The organism is Actinomadura sp. NBRC 104425, from assembly GCF_030269545.1.
In the GTDB taxonomy this organism is placed as follows: Bacteria; Actinomycetota; Actinomycetes; order Streptosporangiales; family Streptosporangiaceae; genus Spirillospora; species Spirillospora keratinilytica.
In genome coordinates this window covers 54,304-72,005 of sequence record NZ_BSTN01000005.1, presented here as the reverse complement: position 1 = coordinate 72,005, position 17,702 = coordinate 54,304, and the positions used below count along the sequence as shown (strand labels likewise).

The window sequence follows — 17,702 nt, the reverse complement described above, 5'->3', positions numbered from 1 at the left end:
CCGATCACAGACGGCGCGGCTCACGGATGAGGCCCACGGGACACCGCGTCCCGGGGGCCTCGTCCGTGGCGCCGGGGGCGTCCCCGGCTTCATCCACAGGTTGTCCACAGACTGTGGGTTGTGTGACTCTCCGTAACCGCCAGGCCGCCCGCCGGCCGCCTGACGGACGGCCTCCGTTCATCCGGCGTGCTCGCTCAGCGGAAACCCGCCCGGGCGGCGCATCACTTGACCGATCCCGCGAGGACGCCCTGCACGAAGTAGCGCTGGAAGGCGAAGAAGACGGCCAGCGGGACGACCAGCGACAGGAACGCGCCCGGCGCCAGGATGTCGATGTTGCCGGTGAACTGCCGCATCTGCGACTGCAGCCACTTGGTCATCGGCTGCGACTCGGTGTCGGCGAACACCAGCGCGACCAGCAGGTCGTTCCACACCCACAGGAACTGGAAGATGCCCAGGGACGCGATGGCCGGGCCGCCCAGCGGGAACACCACCCGCCGGAAGATCGTCCACTCCGTCCCACCGTCCATCCGCGCCGCCTCCAGCAGGTCGCGCGGGATCCCGGCGAAGAAGTTGCGCAGCAGGAAGATCGCGAACGGCAGGCCGAACGCCACGTGGAACAGCACCACGCCGGTGATCGAGCCGAACATCTGGAACCCGCCGAACTCGATCTTGCCGTACAGCTTGGCCACCGGGATCAGCGCCACCTGGACCGGCACCACCAGCAACGCCACCACCAGCAGGAACAGCCAGTCGCGGCCGGGGAACTCCAGCCAGGCGAAGGCGTAGGCGGCCAGTGCCGCGATCACCACCACCAGCAGCGTGGACGGCACCGTGATCAGCACCGTGTTCCAGAACGAGTCGACGAAGTCGGGCTTGTCGAGCAGCGCCGAGTACGACTCGACGGTCAGCTGGGACGGCTCGGTGAACACCTGCCACCAGCCGCCGGCGGCGTTGTCCTCGTTGGACCGCAGCGACGCCACCAGCAGCCCGAACGTCGGCACCAGCCAGAACAGCGCCACCAGGACCAGGACGACCTGGACCGCTCCCCCGCCGACCCGGGACACCACCCGGGACGCGATGCTCCGCCGCGGGGCTCCCGCGGCCCCGTTTCCCGCGTCCGCGCCGACCGCGCCCGGCCCGGGCCGCTCCGCTGCGCTCGCCGTGCTCATCTGCGCTCCTGCCGTAGCCGCCGGATGTTGAACAGCATGGCGGGCATGACCAGCAGGAACAGCAGCACCGCGATGGCGCTGCCCGCCCCCTGGTCATTGCCGCCGCCGAAGGACTCGGTCCACATCCGCAACGCCAGCACGCTGGCGTTGGGATCGCCGCCGCCGATGATGAACACCAGGTCGAACACCTTCAGCACGTTGATCACCAGGGTGACCAGCACGACCATCAGCACCGGCGCGAGCAGCGGGATCGTCACCCGGCGGAACACCTGCCACTCGGTGGCGCCGTCCACCCGGGCCGCCTCCAGCGCGTCGCGCGGGATGGCGGCCAGCCCGGCGGCGATCAGCACCATCGCGAAGCCCGCCCACACCCACAGGTAGGACCCGATGATCGCGGGCGTGATCAGCGTGCTGCCCAGCCACTCGGCGCCGCGGTAGGACGCGGTGAAGGTGTCCTTGGGCACCCGCACCGTGAACGTCCCGGACGGCAGGTCCTTGATCGTGAACGTGCCGTCGGCGGCGGTGGTGGCCTTGCCGACGACCTTGCCGTCCCGCACCGCCTCCACCGTGACGCCGGGCAGGCCGGACTCGCCCGGGTCGGGGGCGTTGGGCGTGCCGCCGCCTCCGCGGGTGAAGTCGAACCAGACCGTGCCGGTGAGCTCACCGGCGCGGGCGGCGGGCGGACGCGCGGCGGGCCGCACCTTCTCCGGCAGGTCCTCGGCCTTGACGCGCAGCAGCGGCACCAGCGCGCTCTGCCCGGCGGCGACCGGCTGCGCGCTCACCACGGCCCCGCCCTCGGCCCGCACCGGCGAGCCGTTCGTGGTGCGGGGCGCGGCGCCCGGATAGGTGACCTGGTCGCGGAAGACGTCGTGCACCGCGACCATCGCGGCGTTGGCCACGCCCTTGTCGGGGTCCTGCTCGTACACCAGCCGGAAGATCACGCCGGAGGCGAGGAACGAGATCGCCATCGGCATGAACACCACCATCTTGAACACGGTGGCCCAGCGGACCCGCTCGGTGAGCACGGCGAACAGCAGGCCGACGATGGTGACCAGCGTCGGCGCCAGCACGACCCAGATCGCGGTGTTGCGGACGGCGACCAGGTTGTCATGCCCCTGGAACACTCCGACGTAGTTGTCCAGCCCGACGAACGAGTCGCCGGACGCGTCGAAGAAGCTCCGCACGACCGAGTAGACGATCGGGTAGACCACCAGGAAGCCGAGCAGCAGCAGCGCCGGCAGCAGGAACACCAGCGCCAGCCAGGACGGCGGGGCGATGCCCTCGCCCCGCCCTCGGGGTTGCCTCATCGACGAACGTCCCAGTCCCTCAGTCCTTGTACGCCTTGGCGGCCGCGGACTCCAGCCGCTCCTGCGTGCCCTTGACGTCGGACGGCTTCTGCACGAAGGCGCGCAGCGCCTCCCACATGCCCTCGCCGGGGGTGGCGCCGAACGCGGCGGGCGTCAGGTCCGACAGGTCGTAGCGGGCGGCGTCGCCGGCCTGCTGCAGCTGCTGGATGAGCTGCTTGGCGACCGGGTCGGAGTAGGCGTCGGGCGCGACGTTCTTGTTGGGCGACAGGTAGCCGCCCAGCTTGGCCCAGGTGCGGCCGGACTCCGGCGAGGCCAGGAACTTCATCAGCTCCATCGCGCCCTTGGAGTCCTTGAGCGCCACGGCGATGTCGCCGCCGAGCATGGCCGGGGCGGTGTTGCCGGCCTTGGGGAAGGCGAACACCTGCGCGTCGGTGCCGACCTTGGCCTTGGTGGTGGCGATGTTGGCCGCGGCGAAGTCGCCGCCGTAGACCATGGCGGCCTTCTCCTGGCCGAACACCTGGGTGACCGACTCGTCGAACTTGGTCTTGGTGGCCTGCGCGACGCCGCCGGAGATCAGGTCGGGCTTGCCCCAGATCTCGGCGAGGGTCTGCAGCGCCTTGCCGACGGACGGGTCGGTCCACTTGATCTTGTGCTCGGCCAGCTTGTCGTACATCTCCGGGCCGGCCTGCGACAGGTAGACGTTCTCGAACCAGTCGGTCAGCGTCCAGGAGTCCTGCGGGCCGGCGGCCAGCGCCAGCGGGGTGGTGCCCGAGTCCTGCAGCGTGCCGGCGGCCTTCACCAGGTCGGCCCAGGTCTGCGGGGGCTGCACGCCCGCGTCGGAGAACACCTGCGGCCGGTACCACATGATCGACTTGTAGGCGGCCTTGACCAGCACGCCGTAGGTCTTGCCGTCGGCGGAGGCCAGGTTCTTCCAGTACGGGGAGAAGTTCTGGTCGACCTGCGCGACCACGTCCTGCGCCAGCGGCTTGAGCGCGCCGTCGGCCGCGTACTGCTTGAGCAGGCCGGGCTGCGGCAGGATCGCCACGTCCGGCGGGTTCTTGGCCTGGATCCGCGGCCCGAGGTAGGCGTCGGTGTTCTCACCGGTGGAGGCGTAGGAGACCGTGGCGCCGGTCTTCTTCTCGAACTCCTTGAGGACTTCGCGGAAGTTCTTCTCCTCCTGGCCGGTCCACTTGGCCGCCACCTCGACCTTGACGCCCTTGAGCGCGCCGCCGCCGGCGGGGGTGTCCTCGCCGCCGTCGTCACCGCCGCCGCAGCAGGAGGCCGCGACCAGCAGCCCCGCCGCCAGGACGGCGCCCGTCACACGCCTGCTGACCCTCATCTGTCATCCTTCCTGGTCGCCGGACGCGGCCGGTGCCTCCCACAGCGCCGCGCCGGTGTCGATGTCGAAGAAGTGCAGCCGCCCCGTGTCGACGTGGACGACGACGGGGTCGCCGACCTTGACACGGGTGCGGGGGCTGAACCGCGCGACGAGGTCGGTGCGCGGGGCCTCCAGGGCGCCGAGCACGTCGGTGCCCGCGTCGCGGGCGAGCTCCTTGGTGTCCTCGGTGACGACCTGCGCGGCCTCGACCGCGAAGTGCACCAGCACGTCCGAGCCCATCGCCTCCACCAGGTCGGCGGTGGAGCGCAGGGTGCCGCCGGCCTCGCCGCCGCCGGATCCGGCCAGTTCGGCGTCCTCCATGTCCTCGGGGCGGATCCCGACGACGACGTCGCGGCCGAGGTGGGCGCGCAGGGCGGGCCGCTCGTCCAGCACCCGGGCCGGCACCGGCAGGGTCTGCCCGCCGACCTCCAGCCGCAGCCCGCCGTCGTCGCCGTCGCGGTCGAGCCTGGCCTGCAGCAGGTTCATGGCCGGGGAGCCGATGAAACCGGCGACGAACAGGTTGGCGGGCCGGTCGTACAGCTCCTGCGGCGGCGCGACCTGCTGCAGCACGCCCTTCTTCATGACCGCCACGCGGTCGCCGAGGGTCATCGCCTCGGTCTGGTCGTGCGTGACGTAGATCGTGGTGACACCGAGGTCGCGCTGGATGCGGGCGATCTCGGCGCGCATCTGGACGCGGAGCTTGGCGTCCAGGTTGGACAGCGGCTCGTCCATCAGGAACGCCTGCGGCTCGCGGACGATCGCGCGGCCCATCGCGACCCGCTGCCGCTGGCCGCCGGACAGGTTGCGGGGCTTGCGGTCCAGGTACTCGGTGAGGCCGAGGATCTGCGCGGCGTGTTCGACCTTGGCGCGGATCTGGTCCTTGGGCAGCTTGCGCAGGGACAGCCCGAAGCCGATGTTGTCGCGCACCGACAGGTGCGGGTAGAGGGCGTAGCTCTGGAACACCATCGCCACGTCGCGGTCGCGGGCGGGGACCCGGTTGACGACGCGGTCGCCGATGAGCACGCGTCCCTCGGAGATGTCCTCCAGCCCGGCCACCATGCGCAGCGCGGTGGTCTTGCCGCATCCCGACGGCCCCACCAGCACCAGGAACTCGCCGTCGGCGATGGAGAGGTTGAGATCTCGCACGGCGCGGGTCCCGTCGGAATAGACCTTGCCCACGCCTTCCAGGACGACCTCTGCCACGACGTCTCCTCTTCTACCGCCCCTGGGGCGGACACCCCTCCCACCGCCGGGGACCGCACCCGGCCGGACGCCCGTTCCGCCGAGCGCGTCACCTGGCGGTCACACGTTCGTAATATCGTCGGAACGGTGCCCCACGGTCGTACCGCCATCGGCACCGCCCGGGCAACACGCAGAGCACGTCGTAACAAAGATCGTTATGCGGTCGAATTCAAACGTTGTCCGCTGTGACCCTTTATCTGCCGTAATCCAATCCCACTGTGACATTCCTGGCATTGGGCTGGACCGGCCGGCGGTGGTCCGCCAGGGTGGAAAGCGGAGCCGCCGGGCGGCCCCGCGGGGCCGCCCGGCGGCGGGTCATGGGCGGCGGATCGCGGATCGCCGTGCCGGCGGACCGCCGGGCGCCGCCGAAAGCGGGCGAGATCATCGCGGCGGCTCCGCCGGGCGCGCGGCGGCCGCCCGCCGGCCCGCCGCGGAGAAATCGCTTTCCCTGACGTCGGCGCTGTGGGCGGTGTCGCCGTGACATCAGGCCCGTCCGCCTGCGGGCCCGAGGTCCGGGGTGGATGCGCAGCGTGCCGCTACGGCTTGCGGCCGACGCCGCAGAAGTGGGCGTACTCGGGCGGCTCGCCCCAGGGGGTGGCCTCGGGCCGCCACCTGGAGCACGACACCACGCCGGGCTCCAGCAGCTCCACGTCCTCGAAGAACGTTCGCAGCTGCGCCGCCGAGCGGGCCACCACGGGCGTGCCGCCGCTCTCGGTCACCCCGCGGGTGGCCTCGTGCATGGCCTCGCCGTCGACCTCGTCGGTGGTGTGCGAGATCGCCATGTAGCTGCCCGAGGGCAGCACCTCCACCAGCCGCCGCACGATGTCGCGCGCCTCGTCGTCGTCCACGATGTGGTTGAGGATGCCGAGCAGCAGCAGCGCGATGGGCCGGGAGAAGTCCAGCGTCCGCGCCGCGGCCTCCAGCAGGGCGGCGGTGTCGCGGATGTCGGCGTCGATGTAGTCGGTGACGCCCTGGGGGCTGATGTTGGTGAGCAGGGCGCGCGCGTGCACCAGCACCAGCGGGTCGTTGTCGACGTAGACCACGCGGGCGTCGGGCACCGCGCGCTGCGCCACCTCGTGGGTGTTGTCGGCGGTCGGCAGGCCGGTGCCGATGTCGAGGAACTGGCGGATGCCCTCCCCCGCCGCGAACCGCACGAACCGGCCCAGGAACGCCCGGTCGTGGCGGGCGGAGACGGCGATGTCGGGCAGCAGCTGCTTCACCATGTCCCCGGCCTCCCGGTCGACCGGGTAGTTCTCCTTGCCGCCCAGCCAGTAGTCCCAGATGCGGGCCGAGTGCGGGACGCTGGTGTCGATCACCGGCGGCGCGGAGCCGCCGTCGTGGGCGCCGGGGATGTCCTCTGCCATGGCACGGCCTCCTGTGCGACGTTCTACGACAATTCTGACGAATGCTGACGAATCAAGTGATCACAGACTAGGGCGTCGGCGCCTCGTCCGGCTCTGCGATGCCGGCTCTTCCGATAGCGTCTGGCGCCATGCGGCTTCACGTGGGATGCGCGATGTGGTCTCATGCGCCATGGCAGGGGCGCTTCCTGCCCCATCCGCTCCCCCCGGCCGAGCGCCTGCGCGCGTACGCGAGCTGGTGCAACGCGGTCGAGGGCAACACGACGTTCTACGCGACGCCCTCCCGGAGCACCGTGGAGACGTGGGCACGGCAGACCGGCCCGGACTTCCGCTTCCTGGTCAAGCTGCCCAGGACCATCACGCACGAGCGCCGTCTCGGCGGCGGCGGGGAGGAGCTGCGGGCCTTCCTGCACGCGATCGAACCGCTGGGGCCCCGGGCGCACGCGCTGTGGGTGCAGCTGCCGGGGTCGTTCGGCCCGTCCGACCTCGGCGCGCTGGCGAGGTTCCTGCGCGGGCTGCCCCGCTCGTACGGGTGCGCCGTGGAGGTCCGGCACCGCGCGTTCTTCGAGGACCCGCGGTCCGAGCAGCAGCTGGAGCGCATGCTCGGCGGCGTCGGCGCCGAGTGGGTGCCGTTCGACACCACCGCGTTCTTCCAGAGCCCGCCGACCAGCGACGCCGAACGGGACGCGTGGGTGAAGAAGCCGCGCCTGCCGTACCGGGCGCGCGCCCTCACCGCAAGCCCGGTCGTCCGGTACCTGGGCCGCGACGACACCGCCCGCACCGTCGAGGGCTGGCGGCGCTGGGTCGGGACGGTCGCCGGGTGGCTGCGCGAGGGGCGCTCGCCGACGGTGTTCGTGCATACCCCCGACAACGCCGACGCCCTGGAGCTCGCGCGGCGCTTCCACGAGGAGGTCCGGGCCGTCGTGCCGGGACTGCAACCGCTGCCCGAGCCGGTGCCCGCCGAGCCGCCGACGCTGTTTTGAGCCGCCGCGCCGCAGGTGCCGTGCGGCGCCGCCGGGATAGGGTGCGGACCATGCGCGACGTCCCGCCGGAGCTGGCCGAACACCCCGACCGGCTGCGCTGGAACGCCAAGTACGCGCAGGCCGCCGAGACGTTCCCGGTGCATCCGCTGGCCGAGCGCGCCCTGGCGATGCCGCTCCCGGACGGCCCGGTGCTCGACCTGGCCTGCGGCACGTCCGGCAGCGCGCTGCTGGCGGCGGCGTCCGGGCGCGCGGTGACGGCGGTGGACGTGTCGGAGGTGGCGCTCGACCGGCTCGGCCGGGAGGCGCGGCGGCGCGGCCTGGTCGGCCTGGTCGCGCTCGTCCAGGCCGACCTGGGGACGTGGCGGCCGCCGCCGGGGCGGTACGCGTTCGTCTTGTGCGCCGGGTTCTGGGACCGGGCGGTGTTCGGTCCCGCGGCGGCGGCCGTGGCGCCCGGCGGGCTGCTCGGCTGGGAGGCGTTCACGGCCGAGGCGCGGCGCGTGCGGTCCGGGCTGCCCGCCGAGTGGTGCCTGGCCCCGGGGGAGCCCGCCGCGCTGCTGCCCGGCGATTTCACGGTTGTCGATCAGAAGGACGCGCCGGATCCCAGGCACGGGGCCAAGCGGTGGATGCTCGCGCGGCGGGAGACCGGCCCGCGCCCGTGATCCGTCACCGCCGGGGATGTCACGGACAGACCGAAGCCAGGTTTTCGGATCAGCCGACTCGCACGGCGACACTGACAGATGATCAAGACATGGTTAGGGTGCGTGGGGTGCCCGCAGCGGCCCGGTGCCGAGGCCGCGCGCTCCCTTCCCCCCACGCGTTCAGGAGAGGACGATGCAGCCTTCCGCAGTCGCCCCCCTTGTCATCGATCCCACCGGCAGCGACCTGCACGGCGAGGCCGCCCGCATCCGCGAGCGCGGACCGGTCGCGCGGGTCGAGCTCCCCGGCGGCATCGAGGCGTGGGCGGTCAGCGACCCGCAGCTGATCCGGACGCTGTTCACCGACCCGCTCGTGTCCAAGGACCCGTACCAGCACTGGCCGACCTGGATCAACGGGGGCATCGGCCCGGACTGGCCGCTGTTCGCCTGGGTGGTCGTGCGCAACATGCTCACCGCCTACGGCGAGGACCACCGCCGCCTGCGCCGCCTGGTCTCCAGCGCGTTCACCGCGCGCCGCACCGCCGCGATGCGGCCCCGGATCGAGGCCATCGCCGCCGGGCTGCTCGACGAGTTGGACGCCCGGGCGCCCGGCGAGGTGGTCGACCTGCGCGAGGGCTACGCCTACCCGCTGCCGATCCAGGTCATCTGCGAGCTGTTCGGCATCGAGGACCGCGCCGCCCGCGAGGAGATGCGCCGCTGCACCGACTCGTTCTTCCACACCTCCGCCGGACCGGAGGAGGTCGACCACGCCTACACCCGGATGCAGGAGCTGCTGCGCGACCTGGTCGCCGCCAAGCGCAAGACGCCCGGCGACGACCTGTCCTCGGCCCTGATCGCCGCCCGCGACGACCAGTCGCGGCTGTCGGAGCAGGAGCTGGTCGACACCCTGCTGCTGCTGATCAGCGCGGGCCACGAGACGACCGTCAACCTGCTCGGCAACGCGGTGCACGCGCTGCTCACCCACCCGGATCAGCTGGCGCTGGTCCGGGACGGCCGGGCGAGCTGGGACGACGTGATCGAGGAGACGCTGCGCGCCGAGGGCCCGATCGCCAACATCCCGCTGCGGTTCGCGGTCGAGGACATCGAGCTGGACTGCGGTGTCACGCTGGCCAAGGGGGAGCCGATCATCGCCTGCCTGGACGCGGCCGGGCGCGACCCGAACGTCAACGGGCCGGACGCCGACGAGTTCGACATCACCCGTTCGGTCAAGGAGCACCTGGCGTTCGGCCACGGCGTCCACTACTGCCTGGGCGCGCCCCTGGCCCGGCTGGAGGCGTCGATCGCGCTGCCCGCCCTGTTCGACCGCTTCCCCGGCATGGCGCTCGCCGCCGGTCCGGGAGAGCCCGCTCCGCAGGAGTCGTTCATCTCCAACGGGCGCCGCACGCTGCCCGTCCGGCTCAAAGGCTGACAGCGCGACAGCACTCTGACGCCATATGTGACATCACAAATGACGTCATGATGACGTCACTCTGTTGACGGTGACGTCATCATGACGTCATAGTGGTGTCATGGACCTCACGCCGTACGTCGACACCCTCCGCCGCGAACTCGCCGTCGCCGCCGAGGCCGGTGGCGAGGACGCCCGCGCGCTCGCCGAACGGCTCGTCGCGCCGCTGGACTCGGCCGCCCGGCTCGCCCTGCTGGAGGCGCTGTCGGCGGCCGCGGACGAGATCACCCGCGAACTGGCGCCCGGCTCGGTCGAGGTGCGCCTGCGCGGCCGCGACCCCGACTTCGTGGTGACGCCGCCCCCCGCCGACCCGCCGCCCGAGGCACCGCCCGCCAGGAGCCTGAAGGATGCGCTGGTCGGCGCCTTCGAGGTCTCGATGGGCGTACGGCCGGCCGCCGTGTCCCCCGAGGACGCCGACGAGGGCGGCGAGGGCGGCGAGGGCGGCGGCACCGCGCGTCTCACCCTGCGCCTGCCCGCCCATCTCAAGCCGCGCATCGAGGAGTCCGCCGCCGCGATGGGCCTGTCGGTCAACGCCTGGCTCGTCCGCGCCGTGACCGCCGCCCTCGACCCGTCCGGCCCCGGCGGCCCGGCCGGCCCCGCGCAGGGCCGTCCCATCGGCCGCCACTACACCGGCTGGGCGCGCTAGCGCCCCCAGCGCATCACCGCTCTTCACCCACTGGGTCCAACGCCCGTCCGCGGTGACGGGACATCTGCTCGCGCCATGAGGAAGGCCTCGCCATGCCCGCATTCGACACCCCGGAACCGATCGCCGCGACCATCGAGATGGCCGCCGGCCACCTGTACATCCGCGCGGGCGACCGCGCCGACACCGTCGTGGAGGTGCGTCCCACCGACGAGTCCAGCGAGGCCGACGCCAACGCCGCCCGGCAGACCACCGTCGAGTACGCCGACGGCCGGCTGACCGTCACCGGGTACAAGAACCGGCTGCGCTCGCTCGTCGGCCGCGGCCCGTCCATCGACGTGACGGTGGAGCTGCCCGCCGGCTCGGCCGTCGACGCCGACTCCTGGTCGGAGATCCGCACCGAGGGGCCCCTGGGCGACTGCACGTTCGCCACCGCCGCGGGCGCCCTGCGCATCGACCGCACCGGACGGCTGCGGGCCCGCACCGCCGCGGGGGAGGTGACGCTCGGCCGGGCCGACGGGCCCGCCGAGGTCACCAGCTCCACCGGCAGGATCCGCGTCGGCGAGGTCGACGGCACGGCCGTGCTGAAGACCTCCAGCGGCGACATCGGCGTCGGAGAGGTCACCGGCGAGGCCCGGCTCAAGACCGCCCACGGCGACATCACCGTCGGAAGGGCGCTGGCCGGCCTGTCGGCCAAGACCGCCTTCGGCGCCGTCCGCGTCGGCGAGGTGGTGCGCGGCTCGGTCGTGCTGGAGACCCGGTTCGGCGAGGTGGAGATCGGGGTCCGCCAGGGCACCGCCGCCTGGCTGGACGTCGCGTCCCAGAACGGCAGCGTGCGCAGCGACCTGGAGACGGCCGAGGGTCCCGGCTCCGCCGAGGAGACCGTCGAGGTGCGCGCCCGCACCGGCTTCGGCGACATCGTCATCCGCCGCTCCTGACCCCGTGCCCCGTCCCCCCGAGAGAACCTGCCGAGAAAGAGGAACATCATGGAAGGCCCCCCGAACCGGCCCGCGATCAGTGTGTCCGGGCTGCGCAAGTCCTACGGCGACAAGGTGGTGCTCGACGGCGTCGACCTGACCGTGGCCGAGGGCACGATCTTCTCGCTGCTCGGCCCCAACGGCGCCGGCAAGACCACCATCGTCAAGATCCTGTCCACGCTGATCCCCGCCGACGCGGGCGAGCTGCGGGTGGCCGGGCACGACGTGGTCCGCTCCCCCGACGCGGTGCGCGCCGCCATCGGCGTCACCGGCCAGTTCTCCGCCGTCGACGACCTGCTCACCGGCGAGGAGAACCTGGTCCTCATGGCCGACCTGCACCGCCTGGGCCGGGCCGAGGGACGGCGCCGCGTCGCCGCGCTGCTGGAGCGGTTCGACCTGGTGGACGCGGCGAAGAAGACGGCCGGCACCTACTCGGGCGGCATGAAGCGCCGCCTGGACCTGGCGATGACCCTGGTCGGCGACCCCCGCGTCATCTTCCTGGACGAGCCCACCACCGGGCTGGATCCGCGCAGCCGCCGCGCCATGTGGCAGATCATCCGCGAGCTGGTCGCGGGCGGCGTCACCATCTTCCTGACCACCCAGTACCTGGAGGAGGCCGACGAGCTGGCCGACCGGATCGCCGTGCTGGACGGCGGCCGCATCGTCGCCGAGGGCACCGCCGACGAGCTCAAGCGCCGCGTGCCCGGCGCCCACGTGCGGCTGCGGTTCGCCGACCCGGCCGCGCTGGAGTCGGCCGCGCGCCTGATCGGCACGGCGGCCCGCGGCGACGAGCCGCTCACCCTGCGGGTGCCCAGCGACGGCGCCGTGCGGTCGCTGCGGGTGCTGCTCAGCCTGCTCGACCAGCAGTCGATCGACGTGGACGAGCTGACCGTCCACACGCCCGACCTGGACGAGGTGTTCCTCGCCCTCACCGGCCACCACACCACGGAGGTCTCCCGATGACCGCGCTGTCGCTCGCCGTGACCGACTCGGCGACCATGCTGCGCCGCCAGCTGCGGCACATGCTGCGCTACCCGTCCCTGACCGTGCAGCTCATCGGCATGCCCGTCATCTTCCTGCTGCTGTTCGTCTACGTGTTCGGCGGAACCCTCGGCGCCGGGCTCGGCGGCGCCGCCGGCGCGGCCGTCGGCGGCGACGGTCGCGACGAGTACCTCGCCTACGTCACCCCCGGGATCCTGCTGATGACCGTGGGCCTGTGCGCCACCGGAACGGCGGTCGCGGTGGCCATGGACATGACGGCGGGGATCGTCGCGCGGTTCCGCACCATGGCGATCTCCCGGTCGTCGGTGCTGACCGGGCACGTGCTGGGCAGCATGGTGCAGATGGTGCTGGCCGTCGCGGTGCTGCTCGGGGTGGCCGTGGCGATCGGGTTCCGTCCCGACGCAACCCCGCTCGAATGGCTGGCCGCGTTCGGCATGCTGCTGCTGATCAGCCTGGCGCTGACCTGGCTGTCGGTGGCACTGGGCGCCCGGTCCAAGAGCGTCGAGAGCGCCAGCAACGCGCCCATGCCGCTGACACTCCTGCCGTTCCTGGGCAGCGGTTTCGTCCCCACCGACTCGATGCCGGACTGGCTGCGCTGGTTCGCCGACTACCAGCCCTTCACCCCTGTCATCGAGACCCTGCGGGGCCTGCTGCTCGGCACCGAGATCGGTCACGACGGCGCGCTGGCCGTGGCCTGGTGCGCAGGCGGGACGGTGGCGTGCTTTGTGTGGGCGCGGCGGCTCTACGAGCGCGCCCCCGTCCGCTGACCCGCGCCACGAGCCGGACGGGCGGCGCGGCCGCGCGACATCGTGCGCCTCGGCGCATGGAGCGCGGCCGCTCCGCCGTTCCGGTGGTCCTCCCTGTGATCCCGCTAGTCGGCCGATCCTGCAAAGGCGGCGTCGAACGAGGCGGCGGGCGGCTCGATCTCGGCCAGCCGCCGGACGATCCGCAGGGCCTCAGGCGCGCCCGCCAGCCGGTCCATCCCCGCGTCCTCCCACTCGATGGACACGGGCCCGTCGTAGCCGATGGTGTTGAGGGCGCGGAAGCAGTCCTCCCACGGCACGTCCCCGCGGCCGGTGGAGATGAAGTCCCAGCCGCGCCGCGGGTCGCCCCACGGCAGGTGGGAGCCGAGCCGGCCGCGGCGCCCGTCGGCCCGCCGCACCTTGGTGTCCTTGCAGTCCACGTGGTAGATGCGGTCGGCGAAGTCGAGCAGGAAGTTCACCGGGTCGATGTCCTGCCAGACCATGTGCGAGGGGTCCCAGTTGAGGCCGAACGCGGGCCGGCGCCCGACCGCCTCCAGCGTCCGCACCGCGGACCAGTGGTCGTAGGCGATCTCGCTGGGGTGCACCTCCAGCGCGAACCGCACCCCGACCTCGTCGAACACGTCCAAAATCGGGTTCCACCGCTCGGCGAAGTCGGCGTATCCGCGTTCGATCATCGCGGGCGGCACCGGCGGGAACATCGCCACGGTGTGCCAGATCGACGAGCCGGTGAACCCGACCACCGTGCGCACGCCCAGCTTCGCCGCGGCGCGGGCGGTGTCCTTGATCTCCTCGGCGGCGCGCCGCCGCACCCCCTCCGGCTCCCCGTCGCCCCAGATCCGCGCGGGCAGGATGGCCTGGTGCCGCTCGTCGATCGGATGGTCGCACACCGCCTGCCCGACCAGGTGGTTGGAGATCGCCCAGACCTTCAGGTCGTACTTGGCGAGCGTCTCCAGCTTGCGCGGGACGTAGGAGTCGTCGGCCAGGGCCTTGTCGACCTCGAAGTGGTCGCCCCAGCAGGCGATCTCCAGGCCGTCGTACCCCCACTGGGAGGCCAGCCGGCAGACCTCCTCGAACGGCAGGTCCGCCCACTGGCCGGTGAACAGGGTGATCGGTCGTGCCATGTCGCTCCTCGGTTCGTGCAACGGGTCAGGTGCGCGAGGCCGCGTCCGGTGTGTCCAGGGTCACACGCGCCGGGGCGCGTCCCAAGGGGGTCACCGCCTCGGGAACCGGACGGCGCGCAGGTACTCGTAGCCGACCTCGGCCGTGGTGAGCGGCGCGGTCGGCTGGTCGTGCTCGACGATGTACTCGACGACCCCCGCCTCCCGGGAGTGGGAGAAGATCCGCGGGAAGTCGATGGTGCCGGTGCCCAGGTCGGCGAACGAGCCGTCGGCCGCCCGGTCCTTGACGTGGAACTGCAGGACGCGGTGCCGGTGGGCGCGGATCAGCTCCACCGGGTCGCGACCGCCCGCGACCGCCCAGTACAGGTCCAGCTCCAGGTGGACGTACCTGGGGTCGGTGCGGGAGGTGATGATGTCGTACGGCACCTCGCCGGTGGGCAGCCGCTGGAACTCCTGCGAGTGGTTGTGGTAGCCGAACCGCAGCCCGTACCGGCGGGCCAGCCGTCCCGCCGCGTTCAGGTCGTCGGCCAGCTTCTTCCATTCGTCGGCGGTACTGAACGACGCCCACGGCACCACCGCGAAACGGTGTCCGAGGGTGACGCAGTCCTCGAACATCGGGGCCATGTCCTCCGCGAGCGAGATGTGCCCGGAGGTGGCGTGCAGGCCGTGGCGGTCGAGGACCCGCCGGAACTGCGCGGCGGTGAGGCCGTAGGTGCCCGCCAGCTCGACCTTGCGGTAGCCGATGGCGGCCAGGCTGCGGAGCGTGCCCTCGACGTCCTGGGAGAGCAGGTCGCGCAGGGTGTACAGCTGGATGCTGATGGCGCCGCGCGGCACCCGGCCGGTGGGGCGGCGCCCGCCGGCGGCGTGCGCGGTGCCGGGGAGCGCGGCGAGGCCGAGCCCGAGCGCGGTGGCGGCGGTGCCGCCCAGCAGGGTACGGCGGTTGATCTCGTGCACCGTGGGTCCCCTTTCGGAGGGTGGGATCCGTCCCGCCGCGTGCGCGCCGCGGCGGGACGGAGGGTCGAGGGGGAGGTCAGGACGAGGTGGTGTCAGGGTGAGGTGGTGTCAGGGTGAGGTGGTGTCAGGGTGAGGTGGTGAAGGTGATCTCGTCGATCTCGAACAGGTCGCCGGAGCCGCCGGTGAAGACGAAGTAGATCTTCCCGGCCTGGGCGGGGGCGCGGGAGATCGCGCCGGTCACGGTGGTGAACGTGGCGCCGTCCCAGGCGCCTTTGCCGGTCACCCGCGCCGAGCCGAGCAGCCTGCCGTCGGGCGCCCCGGCCCGCAGCTCGATCGTGCCGCCCGCGCCGCCGGCGGAGACCCGCGCGGTGAACGCGGAGGCGTCGCCGAGCCAGTACGGCTCGAACATGATCCAGTCGCCGTTCTGCACGTCGCCGGCGGTGGCGCCGCCGTGCGCGGCGGGGCGGTCGACCCGCGACACGCCCGACTGCTCCTTGTGGTGCTCGGCCTGGCGCGTCCTGGGCTGGGTGACGTTGACGTCGGTTCCGCGCAGCGGCACCACGCCCTTGCGGCCGCCGCTGTCGGTGTACTCGGCCGCCCACACCCCGTAGGTGTTCTCGGAGGGGCCGTGGTCGCCGTCGGCCGGGGTCTGGAGCGTGCCGGAGCAGCCGGTGGCCTCGGCCAGCGCATGCGAGTGCGTGGCGTGGCCCAGCAGGTAGGTCAGCTTGACCCTGTCGCAGTCGATGCGCTCGTCGGGGTCCTTCACCCGGATCCGGTACGGGACGGCGTCGCCGAAGTCGGCCAGCTGGCCCTCCCTCGGCAGCTCGATGGTCACCGTGGGCGCGGTGTTGCCGACCGTGACCAGCAGGCTGTCGGTCGCGGTCTTGCCGCTCTCGTCGGTCACCGTCAGCGTGGCGGAGAACTGCCCGCGCTTGGTGTACCGGTGGGTGGGGTCGGGCCGGGTGGACGTGGCGCCGTCGCCGAAGTCCCACCGGTAGGTCAGCGCGGTGCCGTCGGGGTCGTGGGTGCCGGCGGAGGAGAACCGCACCGTCAGCGGTTTGCCTCCGGAGGTGCGGTCGGCGCTGATGCCGACCTCGGGGCGGCGCCCGGTCGTGCCGATGTGCTCGATGCGGAACAGGCCGGCGTGGTCGTCGGTGCCGAAGTAGGACTCCCCGTAGGTCAGGACGTACAGGGCTCCGTCGGGGCCGAACTCCAGGTCCATCACCTTGTAGCCGAGCGGCCAGGGGAACGGCGACACCGTCCCCTTGAAGCCGTCCTCGCCGACCTGGACGGTTTTGATCCAGCGCCGTTCGTACTCGCCCAGGAACAGCAGCCCGTCGTACTCCTGCGGGAACTTGACCTGGGAGGCGGACTCGGGGTCGTAGTGGTAGACGGGGCCCGCCATCGGGGACTCCGACTGCGAGCACCCGTCCGGCGGGTTCATCTCGGCGTTGTCGCAGCCGCTGTAGCGGATCCATGCGGGGACGGGCTTGGGCAGCCGCGTGATGCCGGTGTTGTTCGGCGATGTGTTCTCCGGGCCGTTCTGGCAGTCGAATTTGGGCCCGACGGTCCCGGTGGCGAAGTCGTAGTCGGCGTAGGTGTCGTCGGGGGTGTTGGCGCCGGTGCAGTACGGCCAGCCGTAGAAGCCGGGGCCGGTGACCCGGTTGAACTCGACCTGGCCTTTCGGCCCGCGGGCGGGGTCGTTGTCGTCGCCCTTGTCGGGGCCGTACTCGCCCAGGTAGACCGCGCCGCTCGCCGGATCGACGGAGATCTTGAACGGGTTGCGGAAGCCCATGGCGTAGATCTCCGGGCGGGTCCGGTCGGTGCCCGGCGGGAACATGTTGCCGTCCGGGATCGAATACGTGCCGTCCTCGTTGACCTTGATGCGCAGCAGTTTGCCGCGCAGGTCGTCGGAGTTGGCCGAGGTGCGCTGCGCGTCGAACACCGGGTTGCGGTCCGGCCGCTCGTCGATCGGCGCGTAGCCGTCGGACTGGAACGGGTTGCTGTCGTCGCCGGTGGCCAGCAGCAGGTTGCCCTGGGCGTCGAACTCGATGTCGCCGCCGACGTGGCAGCACATGCCGCGGTCGGTGGGCACCTGCAGGATCTTCTGCTCGCTGGCCAGGTCGAGCTCGCCGGACTCGCTCAGCTTGAAGCGCGACAGCTGGTTGTAGCCCTTGAACGGCTCGAAGTCGGCGGGCGTGCCGGTCTCGGGGGCGTCGCCGAGCGGGGTGTCCAGCCGCGGCGCGTAGTAGAGGTAGACCCACCGGTTCTCGGTGAAGCCTGGGTCGACCGCGACGCCCTGCAGGCCGTCCTCGTCGTGGGTGTAGACGTTCAGCTGGCCCGCGACGGAGGTGCGGCCGTTGGCGTCGGTGAGGCGCAGCACGCCGTCGCGCGAGGTGTGCAGCACCGAGCCGTCCGGCAGGGGCTCGAAGGAGATCGGCTCGCCAACCTCGTCGGGGCCCTTCGCCAGCGTGTACGGGTAGAAGTGGTCGTCGGGCACCGCCGCGGCCGGGGCCGCCGCCGCGACGGGGACGGCCAGTGCCGCGGCGGTCGCGACGGCGGTCGCGACCGCGGTGGCGATGCGTCGCCCGCGCCGGGTGCGGTCACGGTGGGAACGGGGGGAATGGGGGTTCGTGCGGCCTGGAGGGGTGGGGGTCTCCATGCCTTTCCTCCTCGCCGGGGGGAGCAACGGATCGGCAGA

The 17,702-nt window shown here is 72.4% G+C and carries 15 protein-coding genes; 7 read left to right on the top strand and 8 right to left on the bottom strand.

The window, feature by feature from the left end:
* Positions 1 to 221: 221 nt before the first annotated feature.
* The 5 genes from QSK22_RS10050 to QSK22_RS10030 form a co-directional block, all read right to left on the bottom strand.
* Positions 222 to 1,169: a carbohydrate ABC transporter permease gene (locus QSK22_RS10050; RefSeq protein ID WP_285493782.1), complete on the bottom strand. Its 948-nt coding sequence runs from the start codon at positions 1,167 to 1,169 to the stop codon at positions 222 to 224.
* Positions 1,166 to 2,476, bottom strand: a complete 1,311-nt coding sequence (locus QSK22_RS10045) for an ABC transporter permease (RefSeq protein ID WP_285493781.1) — start codon at positions 2,474 to 2,476, stop codon at positions 1,166 to 1,168. The genes QSK22_RS10050 and QSK22_RS10045 overlap by 4 nt, the downstream gene beginning before the upstream one ends.
* Positions 2,477 to 2,495: 19 nt before the next feature.
* Positions 2,496 to 3,815, bottom strand: a complete 1,320-nt coding sequence (locus QSK22_RS10040; RefSeq protein ID WP_285493780.1) for an ABC transporter substrate-binding protein — start codon at positions 3,813 to 3,815, stop codon at positions 2,496 to 2,498.
* 3 nt (positions 3,816 to 3,818) lie between these two features.
* Positions 3,819 to 5,057 carry an ABC transporter ATP-binding protein gene (locus QSK22_RS10035; protein ID WP_285493779.1) on the bottom strand — a complete coding sequence of 413 codons (1,239 nt, stop codon included), beginning with the start codon at positions 5,055 to 5,057 and terminating at the stop codon, positions 3,819 to 3,821.
* 575 nt (positions 5,058 to 5,632) lie between these two features.
* Positions 5,633 to 6,460 (bottom strand): SAM-dependent methyltransferase, encoded by an 828-nt coding sequence (locus QSK22_RS10030; RefSeq protein WP_285493778.1) that lies wholly within the window; start codon positions 6,458 to 6,460, stop codon positions 5,633 to 5,635.
* 128 nt (positions 6,461 to 6,588) lie between these two features.
* Here QSK22_RS10030 and QSK22_RS10025 point away from each other — a divergent pair, with 128 nt between their 5' ends.
* The 7 genes from QSK22_RS10025 to QSK22_RS09995 all read left to right on the top strand — a co-directional run bounded on the left by QSK22_RS10025 (position 6,589) and on the right by QSK22_RS09995 (position 12,932).
* Positions 6,589 to 7,440, top strand: a complete 852-nt coding sequence (locus QSK22_RS10025) for a DUF72 domain-containing protein (protein ID WP_285493777.1) — start codon at positions 6,589 to 6,591, stop codon at positions 7,438 to 7,440.
* A gap of 50 nt (positions 7,441 to 7,490) precedes the next feature.
* Positions 7,491 to 8,099: a methyltransferase domain-containing protein gene (locus QSK22_RS10020; RefSeq protein ID WP_285493776.1), complete on the top strand. Its 609-nt coding sequence runs from the start codon at positions 7,491 to 7,493 to the stop codon at positions 8,097 to 8,099.
* Between the two features lie 172 nt (positions 8,100 to 8,271).
* The gene (locus QSK22_RS10015; protein ID WP_285493775.1) at positions 8,272 to 9,504 is read left to right on the top strand and encodes a cytochrome P450 family protein; all 1,233 of its coding nucleotides are present in this window, start codon (positions 8,272 to 8,274) and stop codon (positions 9,502 to 9,504) included.
* Between the two features lie 100 nt (positions 9,505 to 9,604).
* Positions 9,605 to 10,189: a hypothetical protein gene (locus QSK22_RS10010; protein WP_285493774.1), complete on the top strand. Its 585-nt coding sequence runs from the start codon at positions 9,605 to 9,607 to the stop codon at positions 10,187 to 10,189.
* A gap of 92 nt (positions 10,190 to 10,281) precedes the next feature.
* Complete coding sequence (locus tag QSK22_RS10005) at positions 10,282 to 11,124, top strand: DUF4097 family beta strand repeat-containing protein (protein WP_285493773.1); 843 nt, start codon at positions 10,282 to 10,284, stop codon at positions 11,122 to 11,124.
* 48 nt (positions 11,125 to 11,172) lie between these two features.
* Entirely contained in the window at positions 11,173 to 12,126 is a 954-nt protein-coding gene (locus QSK22_RS10000; RefSeq protein ID WP_285493772.1) for an ATP-binding cassette domain-containing protein, read from the top strand.
* Positions 12,123 to 12,932, top strand: a complete 810-nt coding sequence (locus tag QSK22_RS09995; protein ID WP_285493771.1) for an ABC transporter permease — start codon at positions 12,123 to 12,125, stop codon at positions 12,930 to 12,932. Before QSK22_RS10000 ends, QSK22_RS09995 begins: the two co-directional genes overlap by 4 nt.
* Before the next feature lie 104 nt (positions 12,933 to 13,036).
* Here QSK22_RS09995 and QSK22_RS09990 read toward each other — a convergent pair whose 3' ends face one another.
* The 3 genes from QSK22_RS09990 to QSK22_RS09980 form a co-directional block, all read right to left on the bottom strand.
* The gene (locus QSK22_RS09990; RefSeq protein WP_285493770.1) at positions 13,037 to 14,050 is read right to left on the bottom strand and encodes a sugar phosphate isomerase/epimerase family protein; all 1,014 of its coding nucleotides are present in this window, start codon (positions 14,048 to 14,050) and stop codon (positions 13,037 to 13,039) included.
* Between the two features lie 90 nt (positions 14,051 to 14,140).
* Positions 14,141 to 15,001 carry a sugar phosphate isomerase/epimerase family protein gene (locus QSK22_RS09985; protein WP_285493769.1) on the bottom strand — a complete coding sequence of 287 codons (861 nt, stop codon included), beginning with the start codon at positions 14,999 to 15,001 and terminating at the stop codon, positions 14,141 to 14,143.
* A 124-nt stretch (positions 15,002 to 15,125) separates the two neighbouring features.
* Complete coding sequence (locus QSK22_RS09980; RefSeq protein WP_285493768.1) at positions 15,126 to 17,663, bottom strand: PQQ-dependent sugar dehydrogenase; 2,538 nt, start codon at positions 17,661 to 17,663, stop codon at positions 15,126 to 15,128.
* Positions 17,664 to 17,702: the final 39 nt, after the last annotated feature.